Below are 17,464 nucleotides of genomic sequence, written 5' to 3'. Positions count from 1 at the left end.
GGTCATGGCCGGTGCCCGCGTGCTCGCCGACCTGCCGGCCGTGGCCTCCTGGGCCTCCGGCGTGGCGCGCGACCCGGTGGCGCGGGTCCGCATCACCGATGCCGCCTGGAAGATGCTGCTGACCTTCGGCCTGGGCGTGCTGGCGGAGATCGCGGTCTATCACCTGCTGCGCGTGCCGCGCCGGCGGCTGGACGCCATGGCCCCGGCCCCGGGCGGCCGCTGGAACTGGCTGCGCCGCGTGCCCGTCGTGGCCGGGCGCCTGCTGCTGGACCTGCTGCCGGTGCTGGGCTTCGCCCTGGTCGCCTATCCGATGGTGGAGGCGGTGCGCCCCCTGCCCACCACGGAGCTGGTGCTGCTCACCATCAACAATGCCTATGTGCTGTGCCGGGCCATCATGATGGCCTCGCGCATGCTGCTCTCGCCCGCCTCGGCGCATCTGCGGCTGGTCCGCATGCCGGACGAGACGGCGGCCTACTTCACCCGCTGGCTGCGCCGCATCGTGGGGCTGTCGGTCTTCGGCTATGCGCTGGCGGAGGCCAGCCTGCAGTTCGGCGTCCCCTGGGCGGTGCATGACGGCATCATCCGGCTGATCATGCTGCTGGTCTCGCTGATGCTGGTCATCGTCGTGGTGCAGAAGCGCCAGGTGGTCGCCGGGCTGCTGCGCGCCCCGGCCCTGCCGCCCGGCGAGGAGCCCTCGGGATCCCGCGCCGCGCTGCGCACGCTGCGCAACCGCCTGGCCGAGATCTGGCACGTGGTGGTGATCCTCTGGCTGCTCGCGCTCTGGGGCGTCTGGGCGCTGGAGGTACCGGACGGCTTCTCGCGCCTGCTGCGCGGCACCGGGGCGACGCTGCTGATCCTGGGCGTGGCCAAGGGGCTCGATGTCGGCCTGCGCCAGCTCCTGGACCGCGCCATGGCGCTTCCCGCCGGCCTCGCCGCCCGCTATCCCGGGCTGGAGCTGCGCGCCACCCGCTACGGGCCCCTGTTGCGCAGCCTGGTGAGCGGCGTGCTGACCGTGGCGGCCCTGCTTCTGCTGCTGGAGGCCTGGGGCATCGGCGCCTTCGCCTGGTTCACCCAGGGGCGGCTGGGCTCGCGCATCCTGGGGGCGCTGGGCTCCATCGGCGTCAGCGCGCTGGTGGCCATCCTGGTGTGGGAGGTGGCGAACAGCGCCATCGCCCGCCAGCTCACCAAGGCCTCGCGCGAGGGCCAGGCTGCGCGCTCGGCCCGGGTACGCACCCTGCTGCCGATGATGCGCACGGCGCTGATGATCGTGATCCTGATCTTCCTGGTGCTGAACGTGCTGAGCGAGATCGGGGTCAACGTGGCGCCGCTGATCGCCGGCGCCTCGGTCGTCGGCGTGGCCATCGGCTTCGGCTCGCAGACGCTGGTGAAGGACGTGGTGACCGGCCTCTTCCTGCTGCTGGAGGACGCGGTGGCGGTGGGCGACAGCGTCACCCTCGGCACGCCGCCGCAGACCGGGGTGGTGGAGCGGCTCTCGATCCGCTCCATCCGCCTGCGCGCGGTGGACGGGTCAGTGCACATCATCCCCTTCTCCGCCGTCACCTCGGTCACCAACATGACCCGCGACTTCGCCTTCGCCATGCTGGAATTCTCGCTCTCCTATGGCGAGGACACCGACCGCGTGGCCGAGGTGCTGCGCCAGATCGCGAAGGAGATGCGGGCCGAGGCACGCTGGAGCGGCGCGATCCGCGACGACCTGGACGTCATGGGCGTGGATCGCCTGCTGGAGACCGGCGTGGTGCTGCGCGCCCGGCTGAAGACCGAGCCCTCGCAGCGCTTCCCGGTGGGGCGGGAGATGAACCGCCGCATCCAGGCGAGGTTCGAGGAGCTGGGCATCGTCATCCCTTCCCCCTGGCGCAAGGCCGCCACGGAGGAGGACCAGATGCATGCGACCGGCGCGAGTGCCTGACCTCTGCCATGCCTCCGGCGCGGGCCAGCTCCGCGCCGGTTTTGTCCGGGCCGCCTGTACAGCCGCCCGAAGCCCGTCCTAGGCTCGCAAGCATGACGGTCCGGACCTTCACGCGGCGAATTACACGCCCGGTCGCCTGAGCGCCGCCCGGGGGGCCATCCCCCTCCGAGGCGGGCGAAGAGCGGCCGGGACAATGATCCGTCACCCCCTCTTCGCCGCGTTTTGTCCGGAGGCCTCCAGAGCCATGTCCGACCACCTTCCCGTCGCCGCCCGCTTCAGCCTGCTCGCCGAGCCCTCGCCCGGCCTGTTGCCGCGCGCCATGCAGCCTTTCGCCAAGCGCGACCTCGTGCCCGACCATTTCGCCTCGCACCGCGAGGGCGGCACGCTGCGCCTGTCCTTCGGCATGAAGGCCATGCCGGCGGAGATGGTGAACCTCGTGCGCGGCGACCTCGCCCGCCTCGTCGGCGTGCTGGAGCTCCAGGTGGAGCAGGGCGAGATGGAGCGCGGCCCCGCGGTGCTCGCCGTCGCCGCCTGAGCACACGAAGCCGCGAGGGCGGCCGCGCCCGTTGACACGGCCCGCGCCGCGTGGCCCTGATGCGGGCATGTTCCAAGGGGGGTCCCGGTCCAGGGGCTGAGATAGCGCTGGGGCATCCTGCCCGCCGCGCTGACCCTTTGAACCTGATCCGGGTCATGCCGGCGAAGGGACAGGAACGGGCCGCCACGGGCCGGGATATGATTCCGTAGGCGTCCCACCCCGACGTCACACCAGACGACCCGGATCTCCGACCATGCGCAGGTGCAGGAGATCCGACCGTGCCAGACAGCCTTCCCCCGAAATCCCCGCCGGCGATCGGCGAGGTCGTGACCGGCCCGATCCCGGGCTCCCGCCGCGTCTATGTGGAATGCCCGGCGCGCGGCTTCCGCGTGCCCTTTCGCGAGATCGCGGTGCATCCCTCCGCCAAGGAGCCGCCCGTCACGCTCTACGACGCCTCCGGCCCCTATACCGACCCCGAGGCGAAGGTGGACATCGCGAGCGGCCTCGCCCGCATCCGTGACGCCTGGGTCCGCGCCCGGGGCGATGTGGAGGAGACCGAGGGCCGCGCCATCCGGCCGGAGGACAACGGCAACGTGTCCGACAGCCACCGCGTGCCGCAGTTCCCCGGCCGCATCCGCCCGCTGAAGGCGAAGGCCGGCGCGGCGGTGACGCAGATGGCCTATGCCCGGCGCGGCATCGTCACGCCGGAGATGGAGTTCGTCGCCATCCGCGAGAACATGCGCCGCGAGATGCTGCGCGAGGTCATCCGCGACGGCGAGGATTTCGGCGCCAGCATCCCCGATGTGGTGACGGCGGAATTCGTGCGCGACGAGATCGCCCGCGGCCGCGCCATCATCCCGAACAACGTGAACCACCCGGAATCCGAGCCGATGGCAATCGGGCGGAACTTCCTGGTGAAGATCAACGCCAATATCGGCAATTCCGCGGTCAGCTCCTCGGTGGCGGAGGAGGTGGACAAGATGGTCTGGGCGATCCGCTGGGGCGCCGACACCATCATGGACCTTTCCACCGGGCGCAACATCCACGACACGCGCGAATGGATCCTGCGCAACGCCCCCGTGCCGGTCGGCACGGTGCCGCTGTACCAGGCGCTGGAGAAGGTCGGCGGCGTGGCCGAGGACCTGAGCTGGGAGGTGTTCCGCGACACGCTGATCGAGCAGGCGGAACAGGGCGTGGACTACTTCACCATCCATGCCGGCGTGCGCCTCGCCCATGTGCCGCTCACCGCGCGGCGCGTCACAGGCATCGTTTCGCGCGGCGGCTCGATCATGGCCAAGTGGTGCCTGGCGCATCACCGGGAAAGCTTCCTCTACACCCGCTTCGACGAGATCTGCGAGATCATGCGGGCCTATGACGTCGCCTTCTCGCTGGGCGACGGCCTGCGCCCGGGCTCCATCGCCGATGCCAACGACGCGGCGCAGTTCGCCGAGCTGGAAACGCTGGGCGAGCTGACCCAGGTCGCCTGGAAGCACGACTGCCAGGTGATGATCGAGGGCCCCGGCCATGTGCCGATGCACAAAATCAAGGCCAACATGGACAAGCAGCTCGCGGTCTGCGGCGAGGCGCCCTTCTACACGCTCGGTCCGCTCACGACCGACGTGGCGCCGGGCTATGACCACATCACCTCGGCCATCGGCGCGGCGATGATCGGCTGGTTCGGCACGGCGATGCTCTGCTACGTCACGCCGAAGGAGCATCTGGGCCTGCCGGACCGCGACGACGTGAAGGCCGGCGTGATCGCCTACAAGATCGCCGCCCATGCCGCCGACCTCGCCAAGGGCCACCCCACGGCGCGGGCCTGGGACGATGCGCTGAGCCGCGCGCGCTTCGAGTTCCGCTGGGAGGACCAGTTCAACCTCGGCCTCGATCCGGAAACGGCGCGCGCCTACCACGACGAGACGCTGCCCAAGGAGGCGCACAAGGTCGCGCATTTCTGCTCCATGTGCGGACCCAAGTTCTGCTCCATGAAGATCAGCCAGGACATCCGCGACGAGGCCATCCGCGCCGCCGCCGAGGAAGGCATGGCCGAGATGGCGGAACGCTTCCGCGACGGCGGCAGCCAGATCTACAGCCCCGCCGCGGAATAGGGCCGGCACGCCGGGGCGGGGGGTGCCCCCGCCCCGGCATAGGATTTGCCACGCATCCGGATCGTCTCGCGGGCGGTCACATGGCTGCCCTGCTTTGACACGGTTTTCGCCCTGCGGGAGCCTCCATCCGGACTGGTGGAGAGATATCCATGACAGCGGCCTGGAACAGCGGCGACACGCTTCTTCTCATCGCCGCCGCCGTCGCGCTGGGCGCGATCGTGCTGCTGATCGCCTGGGGGCGGATCGCGGCCTTCCTCGCCATCATGCTGGGCGCCGGCGTCTTCGCCGCCATCACCGGCCTGCCGATCGAGAAGCTCACCCCCGCCTTCGAGCATGGCGCGGGCGGCGTGCTGGGCGATATCGGCGTGGTGATCGCCCTCGGCGCCATGCTGGGCGGGCTGCTGACCGCGGGCGGCGCGGCCGACCGCATCGTGGACGGCGTGCTGCAGCATGCCACGGCGCGCAGCCTGCCCTGGCTGCTGGCGCTGGTGGCCATGCTGATCGGCCTGCCGCTCTTCTTCGAGGTCGGGCTGGTCATCATGATCCCGATCATCTTCGCCATGGCGCGGAAGACGAAGCTGCCGGTGATGCAGGTCGCCATCCCCGCGCTTGCCGGCATGACGACGCTGCACGCGCTGGTGCCGCCGCATCCCGGGCCGCTGATCGGCATCGCGCAGCTCCATGCGGATCTCGGCCTGACCCTGGGCTTCGGCCTGCTGATCGCGGTGCCGGCGGTGGCCCTGGCCGGGCCGCTCTACAGCAAGGTGATCGTGCGCATCCCCTCGATGCGCGAGGCCGGGCAGGCCGCGACGCAAAGGAAGGAGGAGCAGCATGGCGAGGCCTGGGTCACGCCGGGCTCCCGCCCCTCCTTCACCCTGTCGCTGCTGGTGCTGCTGCTGCCGGTCGCGCTGATGCTCTGCCGCACCGTGGCGCAGGTGGCGCTGCCGCCCGGCGCGGCGCGGACCCTGCTGGAGGCCGTCGGCGCCCCCATCGTGGCCCTGGCGGCCAGCGTGGTCTTCGCCGCCATCGCCCTGGGCTGGGCCCGCGGCGCCACGCGGACCGAGGTGGGCAAGGTGATGAGCGCCGCCCTGCCGCCCATCGCCATCCTGCTGCTGACCATCGGCGCGGGCGGCGGCTTCAAACAGGTGCTGGTGGAGGCCGGCATCACCGGCACCCTGGGCAAGATCGCGCAGGACACCGGCATGCCGCTGGTGCTGCTCGCCTGGCTGATCGCCGTCTGCCTGCGGCAGGCCACCGGCTCCGCCACCGTGGCGACCACGGCGGTGGCCGGGCTGATGGCGCCCCTGGTCGGCGGCTTCGGCCTGACCCCGGCGCAGACTTCGCTCCTCGTGCTCGCCATCGGCTCGGGCTCGGTCTTCTTCTGCCACGTCAACGATGCGGGCTTCTGGATGATCCGGGAGTTCTTCGGCCTGCGCCTCGGCCAGACGGTCTGGGCCTGGTCGGTGCTGCAGACCATCGTGTCCGTGACGGGGCTGGTGCTGACCGCCCTGCTCTGGGGCCCCGCGGGCTGGATGGGCTGACGGCGCGGGGGGCAGCCAGCCCGGGTTCAGGGGGCCATGTAGATCGGGCGCTCGGTGATGGAAACGAGTTGCCCGCCGGGCGTGAGGGCGTTCCGGCCGCGTCCGGCGGGCCGCGTCGCGCCCTTGCGCGGCACTCCGGCTACCTCCCCCATCCCGCCTGCCGGGAAACGGCGAGCGCGGCCCATTCGCACATGCACCAATGCCGGCCGCCCCGATGCTATCCATCCGGGCGCAGAACATGAAGCTCCGGCCTCGCGCAAAGGGGACTTGCCTTCTTTGTTTTCGGTCCATATTGAAACTTCAGAAATTACTGAAATAACCGGACGCCATGGACCTCCCCCCCCTCACCCAGGCTTTCGTGCTGCATTTCGGCGAGATGGGCAGCCGCTGGGGCATCAACCGCACGGTGGGGCAGATCTACGCCCTGCTCTATGTGTCGGAGGAGCCCCTCTGCGCCGACCAGATCGTGGAAGGCCTGGGGATCTCGCGCTCCAACACCTCCATGGGGCTGAAGGAACTGCAGGCCTGGAACCTCGTGGTGCTGCGGCACCGGCCCGGCGACCGGCGGGACTTCTTCACCACCCCCGGCGATGTCTGGCAGATCCTCCGCACCCTGGCCGAGGAACGGAAGAAGCGGGAGGTGGACCCAACCCTGTCCGTGCTGCGGGAGTTGCTGATGCAGCAGCCCGGCAGCGAGGCGGAGCGCCACGCCCAGGACCGGATGGCGGAGATGCACGAGCTGATCGAGCAGCTCGGCCGCTGGTACGACGACGTGAAGACGCTGGAGACGGAGCGCCTGGCCATGCTCCTGTCGCTCGGCGCGCGCGTGACCCGGCTGCTGGATGCCAAGGACCGGCTGGTTTCCATCGCGCGCGGCCCGCGCCTGCCGGGGGAAGCCATTCCCGGAAAAGAGGGCTGAGGCGCAAGCCCCCGCTTTTGTGACCCATCTCCCTTCGCCAACTGCGCTCAACTGACGAAGCGCGAAGCCCGAATCCGTGGAGCCCCCGCCCATGATCGAGTCCCTGCTGCCCAGCGCGCTGGACCTCGCCCGCTTCCAGTTCGCCTTCGTGGTGGTCTGGCACTTCCTCTTTCCCGCCTTCACCATCGGTCTCGCCTCCTATCTCGCGGTGCTGGAGGCGCGCTGGCTCTGGACGGGAGATGCCGTCTATCTCGACACCTTCCGCTACTGGCTGAAGATCTTCGCCATCGCCTTCGCCATGGGCGTGGTCTCGGGCATCGTCATGTCCTACCAGTTCGGCACCAACTGGTCGGGGCTCTCGCGCCTGGCGGGGCCGATCCTGGGGCCGCTGCTCGGCTACGAGGTGCTGACCGCCTTCTTCCTGGAGGCCGGCTTCCTCGGCGTGATGCTCTTCGGGCTGGAACGCGTGGGCAAGGGGCTGCACTTCACCGCCACCTGCCTCGTCGCCATCGGCACCTGCTTCTCCGCCTTCTGGATCCTGTCCGCCAATTCCTGGATGCAGACGCCGCAGGGCTTCAGCATCGCGCCCGACGGCAGCTTCCATCCGGAGGACTGGTGGGCGATCATCTTCAACCCCTCCTTCCCCTATCGCTTCGCCCACACCGTCACCGGCGCCTATCTCACCACCGCCCTGATCGTCGGCGCGGTCGGCGCCTTCCACGTGCTGCGGGAGCGGCGCAACGACACGCTCGGCACGCGGGAGCCCAATCCGCGCGCCCGGGTGATGCTGTCCATGGCGATGTGGATGCTCACCATCGTGGCGCCCATCCAGGCGGTGCTGGGCGACCTGCATGGCGGCAACACCTTCCACCACCAGCCGGCCAAGCTCGCCGCCATGGAGGGGCATTTCGAGACGGAGCGCGGTGCCCCTGCCATCCTCTTCGGCATCCCCTCGGCCGAGGAGGAGCGCACGCGGCTGCAGATCGGCATCCCGAACCTCGCCAGCCTCTACCTCACCCATAGCTGGACCGGCGAGGTGCGCGGGCTGAAGGACCTGCCGCGCGACCACTGGCCGACCAACATCCCGCTGGTCTTCTTCGCCTTCCGCGTCATGGTGGCGCTCGGCCTGCTGATGATCGGGCTGGGGCTGAGCAGCCTCGTGCTGCGCCTGCGCGGACGGCTCTACGACACGCCCTGGCTGCTGCGCGCCGCCATCGCCATGGGCCCGGCCGGGCTGCTGGCGGTGACGGCGGGCTGGATCGTGACCGAGGCCGGGCGCCAGCCCTTCACCGTCTATGGCCACCTGACCACGGCGAACAGCGTCGCGCCGATCGGGGCACCGGCCGTGGCCACCTCGCTGGTGGCCTTCGCCATCGTCTATTTCATCGTCTTCGGCGCCGGCATCTGGTTCCTCTTCCGCCTCTTCTCGCAGACGCCGCAGGCGCATGAGGAAGGGCCGCCCACCGACAAGCCGATCCGCTCGGCGGGCACCACCCCGGCGCCTTCGGCCCGGCGCGGGCCGGACCCGCGTCCCCAGACCCAGCCGGCGGAGTGAGGCGCGATGCTCGACCCCCATGTCCTGGCCTTCATCTGGGCCTTCCTCATCGCCGTCGCGGTCTTCGTCTATGTCTGCCTCGACGGCTTCGACCTCGGCGTCGGCATCCTCTTTCCGGTCATGCCGGACAAGGAGGACCGGGACGTGGCGGTGAACAGCATCGCCCCGGTCTGGGACGGCAACGAGACCTGGCTGGTGCTGGGCGGCGTCGGGCTGATGCCGGCCTTCCCGCTCGCCTTCTCCATCATCCTTCCGGCGCTCTACATGCCCGTCATCCTGATGCTGCTGGCTTTGGTCTTCCGGGGCGTCTCCTTCGAGATGCGCTTCCGCGCCGCCAACGAGACGCAGCAGAAATGGTGGGACCGCGCCTTCTCCTGGGGCTCCTACGTCGCCGCCTTCTGCCAGGGCATCGCGCTGGGCGCCTTCGTGCAGGGCATCCCGGTCGCGAACAACGCCTATGCCGGCGGCTGGTGGGACTGGCTGACCGCCTTCTCCCTCTTCACCGGCCTGGCGCTCGTCACCGGCTACGGGGTGCTCGGTGCCTGCTGGCTGCTGTGGAAGACCGAGGGCGCGCTGCATGACCGCGCCCGGCGGCAGGCCGGCAGCATGATGGCGGTGCTGCTGTTCTTCATCCTCGTGGTGTCGGTCACCATGCCCTTCCTCCAACCCGCCTTCGCGGCGCGCTGGCTGAGCTTCCCGAACATCGTCCTCGCCGCCCCGGTGCCGGTGATCGTGCTGGCGCTGGCCTGGCTGTATTTCCGCGCGGTGCGGGATGCGGACCAGCACGGGCTCTGGGCGGATGCGAAGCCCTTCGTGCTGGCGCTGGGGATCTTCCTGATCACCTATGTCGGCTTCGGCATCAGCATGTACCCGCATATCGTGCCGCCCTCGATCACCATCTGGGAGGCGGCGGCCCCGGCCTCCTCGCAGATCTTCCTGCTGGTCGGCGCCGTGGTGCTGCTGCCGATCATCCTGGGCTACACGGGCTATGTGTACTGGCTGTTCCGCGGCAAGGTGCGGGCCGGTGCCGGCTATCACTGACGGGCGCGGCGCCATGCGGGACCCCACGCCGCCGGGCAGCCGCTGGCGTCGCCTCGGCTGGTTCGTGCTGCTCTGGCTCGGCGGCGTCGTGGCGGTGGGCGCCGTGGCCTTCCTGCTCCGCAGCCTGTTGCATCCCTGAGCACCGCCCCGCGCCGTCCGGGACGATCGCCGCCCCGGATACCGGCGCGGGCGGCTTCCGCCTCATCCCCTCCTGGTCCAGCCTTCCTCGCCCCGGCGCTGATTCGCGCCGGGCAGGGCGGCGTGGCCGGCAGGGGAGCAGCGTGGCATGGCGGGGATCGGAAAGGCGCTGGTGGTCGGCGGCGGCATCATGGGACTCTGCTCCGCCCGGGCACTGCGCCGGGCGGGCTGGGCGGTGGAGGTGCTGGAGCAGGACACCTGCCCCAACCCGCGCGGCTCCTCGGTGGACCATCACCGGCTGATCCGCCACGCCTATGGGGCGGAGAGGGTCTATATGCGCATGGTGGACCGCGCCCACCGGGCCTGGGACAGCCTCTTCGCCGCGATCGGCGAGACGCCCTACATCCCCACCGGCACGCTGATGCTGGCGGATGCGCGCGACAGCTGGCTAGCCGCCAGCCGCGCCACCCTGGGACCGGCGGGCCACCGGATGGAGGAGATCCCGCCCGCCACCCTCACCGCCCGCTTCCCCATGCTCGATCCGGCCGGACTCGCCGAGGTGGCCTTCCTGCCCACCGGCGGCGTGCTGCTGGCGGAACGCATCGTGGCGGGCCTCGCGCGCCACCTGGAGGCCTCCGGCGTCACGCTGCGCCGGGCGCGGGTGGAGGCCGTGGACCCCGCGCGGGGCCAGGCGCGGCTCGCGGACGGCACGGTGGCGGGCGCCGACCTGCTGGTGCTGGCCGCCGGCCCCTGGACCGCCAGGCTGTTGCCGGAACTGGCCCCGCGCGCCACGCCCTCGCGCCAGATCGTGGTCTTCCTGGAACCGCCCGCCACCCACCGCGCCGCCTGGGAGGCCGGGCCGATGGTGCTGGACCTCTCGCCCAGCGGCGGCTTCTACGCCGTGCCGCCGGTGGCCGGCACGCCGCTGAAGATCGGCGACCACCGCTTCTCGCTGCGCGGCGATCCCGACGACCCGCGCGAGGCCAGCCCGGCCGAGGCGGAGGAGATCCTCGCCCTCGCCCGGCCGCGCCTGCGCGATGCCGGGGGCTACCGGGTGCTGGGCGCCCGCGCCTGCTACTACGAGGTCGCGCCGGAGGAACGCATCGCCCTGGCCCGGCCGGGGGAGCGCTGCCTCGCGCTCTGCGGCACCTCCGGCCACGGCTTCAAGTTCGGCCCGGTCCTGGGCGACGCCCTGGCCGCCGCGGCCGCCACGCCGGAACACCTTCCTGTCCTCGCCGCCTGGGTCGCCGGGCAGGCCGAACCCCCGCCGGACCTGCTTCCCCCGGCGGCTGATCCGGATGGCGGCCCCTCCTGCCGCCTGCCGCCGCCCGTCCCGGGGGACAAGGCGCCGGAACAGGTCACGAAAACCGGAGCATGGCCCACCCCGTGACGATGCGGGTCTTGCGGCGCGGCGGTTCGCACGAACATGGACGGTTCGCCACCCGTTCCCTGCCTGACCGGATCCAGCACCACACGATGAATGCTCCTCTCTATGCTCCCTCGATCCGGTCCGACCGCCCGCAGGCGGTGGTCATCGGGGCCGGGCCGGGCGGCCTTGCCGCCGCGATGCTCCTGGCCGCGCGGGGTGTGCGCGTCACCGTCCTGGAGAAGGACGGCGTGGTCGGCGGCCGCAACCGGCGGCTGGAGGCCCCGGGCGGCTACCGCTTCGACCTGGGGCCGACCTTCTTCCTCTACCCGCGCATCCTGGAGGAGATCTTCCGCGACTGCGGCGCCGAGCTGCGCGAGGAGGTGGAGCTCCTGCGCCTCGACCCGCAGTACCGGCTGCTGTTCGAGCAGGGCGATGGCGGCGTCACGCTCGACGCGACCTCCGACCTCGGGCGGATGGAGGCGGAGATCGCGAAGCTCGACCCGCACGACGCGGGCAACCTCGGCCGCTTCCTGGCCGACAACCGCGCCAAGCTGAAGAGCTTCCGCCCGGTGCTGGAACGCGCCTTCACCCGCGCCACGGACATGATGGCGCCGGACCTGCTGCGCGCCCTGCCGCACTTGCGCCCGGCGAAATCGGTGGACGGGGACATGCGGCGCTTCTTCCGCGACCCGCGCACGCGCCTCGCCTTCTCCTTCCAGACCAAGTACCTCGGGATGAGTCCCTATCGCTGCCCGAGCCTCTTCACCATCCTGAGCTTCCTGGAATACGAGCACGGCGTCTTCCACCCACGCGGCGGCTGCGGCGCGGTGGCGCTGGCCATGGCGCGCGTGGCGGAGCGCCTGGGTGCGGAGATCCGCCTGGACAGCCCGGTGGACCGCATCCGCTTCGAGGGCCGGCGCGCGCGCGGGGTGGACAGCGGCGGCCGCAGCTTCGACGCCGACGCGGTGGTGATGAACGCGGATTTCGCCCATGCCGCGCCGCGCCTGATCCCCGACCATCTCCGCCGACGCTGGCCGGACCGCAAGATCGAGGCGGCGCGGTACTCCTGCTCCACCTTCATGCTCTATCTCGGCGTGGAGGGGAGTTTCCCTCAGCTCGCGCACCACAGCATCCTGCTGGCCGAGGACTACGAGCGGAACCTGCGCGAGGTCGGCGAGGGCACGTTGCCGCAGACGCCTTCGGTCTACCTGCAACATGCCGGCGCCACGGAGGACGGCATGGCCCCGCCCGGCCACAGCGCGCTCTACCTCCTTGTCCCCGTGCCCAACCTGCGGGAGGGCAATGCCCGCGGCCTGGACTGGGCGCAGGCGGCCCGCCACTACCGGGAGCTGGCCCTGGACCGCGTGCGCAAGCTCGGCATCGGCGACCTGCGGCCGCGCATCCGGTACGAGCGCATGGTGACGCCGCAGGACTGGCGGGACGAGTTCTCCGTGGGCTTCGGCGCGACCTTCAACCTCGCGCACGACCTGCGGCAGATGCTGGCCTTCCGCCCCGGCAACCGCTTCAATGACGTGCAGGGCGTCTATCTCGTCGGCGGCGGCACGCATCCGGGCTCCGGCCTGCCGGTGATCTACGAAGGGGCGCGGATCAGCGCCGATCTCTGTTTGCGCGACCTGGGCCTGCACGGCGTGGATACGCGGATGCCCGGCGCGGCGGTGGAAGCCTGAGGGGGAGGGGAACGATGGCACGGGTGGTGGTGATCGGCTCCGGCCTGGGCGGCCTCGCGGCGGCGGCGGTGGCGCAGGCGCGCGGGCACGAGGTGACGCTCTTCGACAAGAACCCCTGGCTCGGCGGCAAGGCGGCGGTGCTCGACCTGGAGGCGCCGGACGGCTCCGGCCGCTTCCGCTTCGACATGGGGCCAACCATCCTGACCGTGCCGCGCGTGCTGCGCCGGATCTTCGCCGAGGCCGGGCGCGACCAGGCGCGCGACCTGCCGCTGATCCGCCTCGATCCGCAATGGCGCTGCTTCTTCGCGGACGGCACGCGCATCGACCTGCGCGAGGACGTGCCCGCCATGGCCCGCGCCATGGAGGATTTCGCGCCGGGCCGCAACCTCGGCCCCGGCTACGAGAAGTTCCAGAAGCTGGCGCGCCACCTGCACGGCGTGTCGGAGAAGTTCTTCTTCTGGAAGCCGGTCGAGGACCTCTTCGACACGATCGACTGGAAGAGCAACATGCAGCCCGGCACGATGAAGGACGTGCTGAGCCTGCGCATGGGCCAGAACGTCGCGAAGGTCATCCGCAACCATGTGCCGGACGAGCGCCTGGCGCAGATGCTGGACCACTACTGCCAGTATGTCGGCTCGAATCCCTACAAGGCGCCGGCGGTGCTCTGCTCGATCGGCGACATGCAGGCGAGCGAGGGCGTCTGGTATCCCGTCGGCGGCACGCGCGCCGTGGCGGAGGGGCTGGCGAAGCTGGCGGGCGACCTCGGCGCCGATCTGCGCCCGGGCGTGGAGGTCACCGGCTTCGATATCCAGGACGGAGCCGTGAAAGGCGTGGTCGCGGGCGGCGAGCGGATCGCCTGCGACGCGGTGATCTCCAACATGGATGCCATCCGCACCTACAAGGAGCTGGTGGGCGGCGAGACCGGCCGGAAATACGCCCGCAAGGGCTTCGAGCCCGCCTGTTCCGGCGTGGTGCTCTACCTGGGCCTGAGGAAGCGCTACGAGCACCTTGCCCACCACGACTTCGTCTTCTCCGGCGATGCGGAGGAGGAGTTCGACAGCATCTACCGCAAGGGCGAGCCTGCCCCGGACCCGACCGCCTATCTCGCCGCGCCCTCCGCCAGCGATCCCTCCGTGGCGCCGGAAGGCGGCGAGGCGCTCTACGTCCTTGTCCACACCCCCTATCTGCGCCCGCACCACGACTGGCCGCGGATGCTGCCCGCCTACCGGCAGACCATCCTCGACAAGCTGAAGCGCAGCGCCGGGCTGGAGGATATCGAGGAGCGCATCGTGGTGGAGCGCGCCCTGACGCCGCAGGACATCCACGACCGCTACAAGGTGCTGAACGGCGCCATCTACGGCCTCGCCTCGCACGGCACCTTCCTCGGCGCCTTCAAGCCGGGCAATCGCTCGCGCAGCGTGAAAGGGCTCTATCTCGCCGGCGGCGCGGCGCATCCGGGGCCCGGCATGCCGATGGTGATGATGTCCGGCTGGATCGCGGCGGATGCGCTGGACCGCGACCTCGGCGGGCGCGGCATGGGCGCCGCGGCGGAACGGGCCGGGCTGCGGCAGGCCGACATGCCGCAGGCGGCCGAGTAGCCGCCATGCCAGACGCCACCGGCACGACGGAAGACCCGCTTGCGCTCTACGACGCGCGCTGGCACGGCTTCTTCCGCCGGGCCTTCACGCGCTTCGGCCGCCGCCACATGCGGGCGCTGCGCCTCGCCCGCTGGGGGCAGCCCGATCCCGGCCCGCCCGGCACGCCGCTGGTGGTCTTCGCCAACCATCCCTCCTGGTGGGACGGCGTGGCCTTCATGCTGCTCTCCACCGTGCTGCTCCCCCGGCAGCGCACCTTCATCCCGATGGAGGCGGAGGCCCTGTCCCGCTACCGCTTCATGCGGCGGCTGGGCGTCTTCGGCGTGGAAGGCGGCACGCCGCGCGGCGCGGCGGCCTTTCTGCGCACCGCGCGGCGGGTGCTGGCCGTGCCGGACCATGCCTTGTGGATCAACGCGCCCGGCCGCTTCCAGGATGTGCGGGAACGGCCTGTGGGCCTTGTGCCGGGCCTGCTGCGCCTGCCGGAACTCGCCCCCGCCGCGCGCTTCCTGCCGCTGGCGCTGGAATACCCCTTCTGGACGGAGCGCAAGCCCGAGATGCTGGCCGGTTTCGGCCCACCCATTCCCGGCACCGAGCTGGCGGCGCTGACGCGCGACAAGCGCGCGGAGCAGCTGCGCGCGGCGCTGACCGCCACCATGGACCGGCTGGCCGCGGATGCCATGTCACGCGACGCGGACCGCTTCGCCACCCTGCTGCAAGGGCGGGAAGGGATGGGCGGCGCCTATGACCTGTGGCGCCGCCTGCGCGCCCTGGCCGGCGGGCAGGGCTTCGACGCCCGGCACGCCCGATGAGCCTGTCCTTCGTCCTGCAGATCGTGGCGCTGGCCCTGGTGCTTTTCCCGGTGGGCATGGCCCTGCTCAACGCCATCCTGCTGCCGCGCCCGAAGGCGCCGGACCGTGGCGGGGCACTGGCGGGCGACCTGGTCTCGATCCTCATCCCCGCCCGCGACGAGGCCGCCCATATCGCCGCCTGCGCCGAAGCCGCCCTGGCCTCCACCGGCATCGAGGTGGAGGTGCTGGTGATGGATGACGGCTCCCGCGACGGCACCGCCGCCATCGTGGAGGCGCTGGCGGCGCATGATCCGCGTCTCCGCCTGCTGAGCGCCCCGCCCCTGCCGCCCGGCTGGACCGGCAAGGTCCATGCCTGCGCCCGGTTGGCGGAAGCGGCACGCGGCGGGCACCTGCTCTTCATCGATGCCGATGTGCGCCTCGCCCCCCAGGCGGCGGCCGCCCTGGCCGCCCATGCGCGCCGGCACCGGCTGGCCCTGGCGAGCGGCGTGCCCCGACAGGAGATCGGCACGCTGGGCGAGGCACTGACGGTGCCGGCGATCAACCTGCTGATGCTGGGCTACCTGCCCGGCGCCGGGCGCGCCTTCACCCGCCACCCGGCCCTGGCCGCCGCCTGCGGGCAGCTGATCCTGGTGGAAGCCGGCGCCTATCGCGCCAGCGGCGGCCATGCCGCGCTGCATGGCGTGTTGCATGATGGCCTGGCCCTCGCCCGCCGCCTGCGCGCCGCCGGCCACCGGACGGAGGTGGTGGCCGGCGCGCATCTCGCCACCTGCCGCATGTACCGGGGCTTCCGCGAAAGCTGGAACGGCTTCCTCAAGAACGCCCGCGAAGGCATGGCGACGCCACTCGGCCTGCCGGTCTGGACGGTCGTGCTCTTCGGCGGCCATGTCCTGCCCTGGCTGCTGCTGCCCGCCCCGCTGGCCGCGCTGGCGCTGCTGCTGGGCTATGCCCTGCGCGGCCTGATCACCTGGCTGTCCCGCGAGCCCTCCTGGACCATCCCCCTCCACCCCGCCACCGTGCTGGTCGCCCTGGCGATCCAGTGGACCGCCCTGGTCCGCTCCGCCCTCGGCCACCGCGCCGCCTGGAAAGGCCGCGCCTACTCCGCCGGCGGCGGGGCGTTCGAGTGATCGGACCGGGTGCTCCGGGAAGGGCTCTGCCCTCCCCGGACCCCACCCGCCCAGGGACGTTAGTCCCTGGGGGTCCTATGGGCGCTCCGCGAGGAGGAGGGGCAGGACACCGGTCGCCAGACGGTGCAACGGCGGAACCATCCCCCTCCTCGCGGGGCGCTCATGACGGGATCTCGGGGGGATACTATCCCCCTGAGCGGCCCCTCCTTCAGCAAAGGGTCCGGGAAGCAGAGCCTCCCGGTTCCCAGGCCCGATCCCCCGAAGCCTCCCCCGCCGCGGTGCTGGCGGCGTTGCGGGCCGCCGGGCCGGCACCACGGGTCGCGGAGCGGCGCAGGCTGCTGGCGGCGCTGGCGGCGGAGCTGGCGCGGCGGTCGGAGGCGATCGTGGCGGCGGCGGATGCCGATTTCGGCGGGCGCGCGGCGGAGGACACGCTGCTGGGCGACGTGCTGGTGACGGTGCAGGCGGCGCGGCGGGCACGGCGCTGGCTGCGCTGGTGGGCGCGGCCCCGCCCGGTGCTGGCCCCCCTGCCCTTCCAGCCCTGCCTGGCCTGGACGGAGCCCGTGCCCAAGGGGGTGGTCGGGGTGATGGCGCCCTGGAACTACCCGATCCAGCTCGCCCTCTGGCCGGCGCTGGAGGCCGTGGCGGCGGGCAACCGCGTGGCCATCAAGCCCAGCGAGCACACGCCCCGCTGCGCCGCGCTGCTGGAGGAGATCGTCGCCCGCGCCTGGGGCCCCGGCATCGCCCGGGTGGTGCAGGGCGATGCCACGGTTGCGGCGGATTTCGCGGCGCAGCCCTGGGACCACCTGGTCTTCACCGGCGGCACGGAAACCGGGCGCAAGGTGGCCGGGGCCGCGGCGCCGAACCTCACGCCGCTGACCCTGGAGCTCGGCGGGCAATGCGCCGCCCTGGTCCTGCCGGGGGCGAGGCTGGACCGTGCCGCCCGCGCCATCCTGGCCGCCAAGGCGCTGAATGCCGGACAGACCTGCGTGGCCCCCGACACGGTGCTGCTGGTGGGCCATTCCCGTGATGCCTTCGCCGGGGCTGCCCGGGCCACCGGCATCGTTCCGGAAAGCCGGGTCGCGCCCTGGCAGGCGGCACGACAGGCGCGCCTGTCG

General features: G+C 71.8%; 14 protein-coding genes and 1 riboswitch. All 14 genes read left to right on the top strand.

What is annotated here, in order from left to right; translation table 11 throughout:
* Positions 1-1,927 (top strand): mechanosensitive ion channel family protein (locus ROTAS13_RS07435; RefSeq protein ID WP_075821959.1); only part of this gene is annotated, 1,927 nt, incomplete at its 5' end.
* Between the two features lie 244 nt (positions 1,928-2,171).
* Positions 2,172-2,462, top strand: coding sequence for a hypothetical protein (locus tag ROTAS13_RS07430; protein ID WP_019461983.1), 291 nt, complete (start codon positions 2,172-2,174; stop codon positions 2,460-2,462).
* Between the two features lie 65 nt (positions 2,463-2,527).
* Positions 2,528-2,650: riboswitch (TPP riboswitch) on the top strand.
* Between the two features lie 90 nt (positions 2,651-2,740).
* Entirely contained in the window at positions 2,741-4,570 is a 1,830-nt protein-coding gene (thiC, locus tag ROTAS13_RS07425; RefSeq protein WP_058389873.1) for a phosphomethylpyrimidine synthase ThiC, read from the top strand.
* Between the two features lie 149 nt (positions 4,571-4,719).
* Positions 4,720-6,111, top strand: coding sequence for a GntP family permease (locus ROTAS13_RS07420; protein ID WP_058389872.1), 1,392 nt, complete (start codon positions 4,720-4,722; stop codon positions 6,109-6,111).
* Positions 6,112-6,439: 328 nt separating this feature from the next.
* On the top strand, positions 6,440-7,030 hold the full coding sequence (locus tag ROTAS13_RS07415; protein ID WP_019461621.1) for a GbsR/MarR family transcriptional regulator: 591 nt from the start codon (positions 6,440-6,442) through the stop codon (positions 7,028-7,030).
* Between the two features lie 91 nt (positions 7,031-7,121).
* Entirely contained in the window at positions 7,122-8,585 is a 1,464-nt protein-coding gene (locus tag ROTAS13_RS07410) for a cytochrome ubiquinol oxidase subunit I (RefSeq protein WP_019461622.1), read from the top strand.
* A 6-nt stretch (positions 8,586-8,591) separates the two neighbouring features.
* Positions 8,592-9,626 (top strand): cytochrome d ubiquinol oxidase subunit II, encoded by a 1,035-nt coding sequence (cydB, locus tag ROTAS13_RS07405; protein ID WP_058389778.1) that lies wholly within the window; start codon positions 8,592-8,594, stop codon positions 9,624-9,626.
* Positions 9,610-9,765, top strand: a complete 156-nt coding sequence (locus tag ROTAS13_RS07400) for a DUF2474 family protein (protein WP_237719381.1) — start codon at positions 9,610-9,612, stop codon at positions 9,763-9,765. The genes cydB and ROTAS13_RS07400 overlap by 17 nt, the downstream gene beginning before the upstream one ends.
* Positions 9,766-9,912: 147 nt before the next feature.
* Positions 9,913-11,154 carry an FAD-dependent oxidoreductase gene (locus ROTAS13_RS07395; RefSeq protein ID WP_058389779.1) on the top strand — a complete coding sequence of 414 codons (1,242 nt, stop codon included), beginning with the start codon at positions 9,913-9,915 and terminating at the stop codon, positions 11,152-11,154.
* Between the two features lie 86 nt (positions 11,155-11,240).
* Positions 11,241-12,821, top strand: coding sequence for a phytoene desaturase family protein (gene crtI / locus ROTAS13_RS07390; RefSeq protein ID WP_037250205.1), 1,581 nt, complete (start codon positions 11,241-11,243; stop codon positions 12,819-12,821).
* 14 nt (positions 12,822-12,835) lie between these two features.
* On the top strand, positions 12,836-14,419 hold the full coding sequence (locus ROTAS13_RS07385; protein WP_058389780.1) for an NAD(P)/FAD-dependent oxidoreductase: 1,584 nt from the start codon (positions 12,836-12,838) through the stop codon (positions 14,417-14,419).
* Between the two features lie 5 nt (positions 14,420-14,424).
* Positions 14,425-15,225 (top strand): lysophospholipid acyltransferase family protein, encoded by an 801-nt coding sequence (locus tag ROTAS13_RS07380; RefSeq protein ID WP_079253389.1) that lies wholly within the window; start codon positions 14,425-14,427, stop codon positions 15,223-15,225.
* The gene (locus tag ROTAS13_RS07375; protein WP_075821958.1) at positions 15,222-16,349 is read left to right on the top strand and encodes a glycosyltransferase; all 1,128 of its coding nucleotides are present in this window, start codon (positions 15,222-15,224) and stop codon (positions 16,347-16,349) included. The genes ROTAS13_RS07380 and ROTAS13_RS07375 overlap by 4 nt, the downstream gene beginning before the upstream one ends.
* 77 nt (positions 16,350-16,426) lie before the next feature.
* Positions 16,427-17,464: aldehyde dehydrogenase family protein (locus ROTAS13_RS07370; RefSeq protein ID WP_139323283.1), on the top strand; the 1,038-nt coding region annotated here is incomplete at its 3' end.

It is taken from the genome of Roseomonas sp. TAS13 (genome assembly GCF_001950415.1).
GTDB lineage: Bacteria > Pseudomonadota > Alphaproteobacteria > Acetobacterales > Acetobacteraceae > Roseomonas > Roseomonas mucosa.
This window is presented reverse-complemented; position numbering and strand designations above follow the sequence as displayed.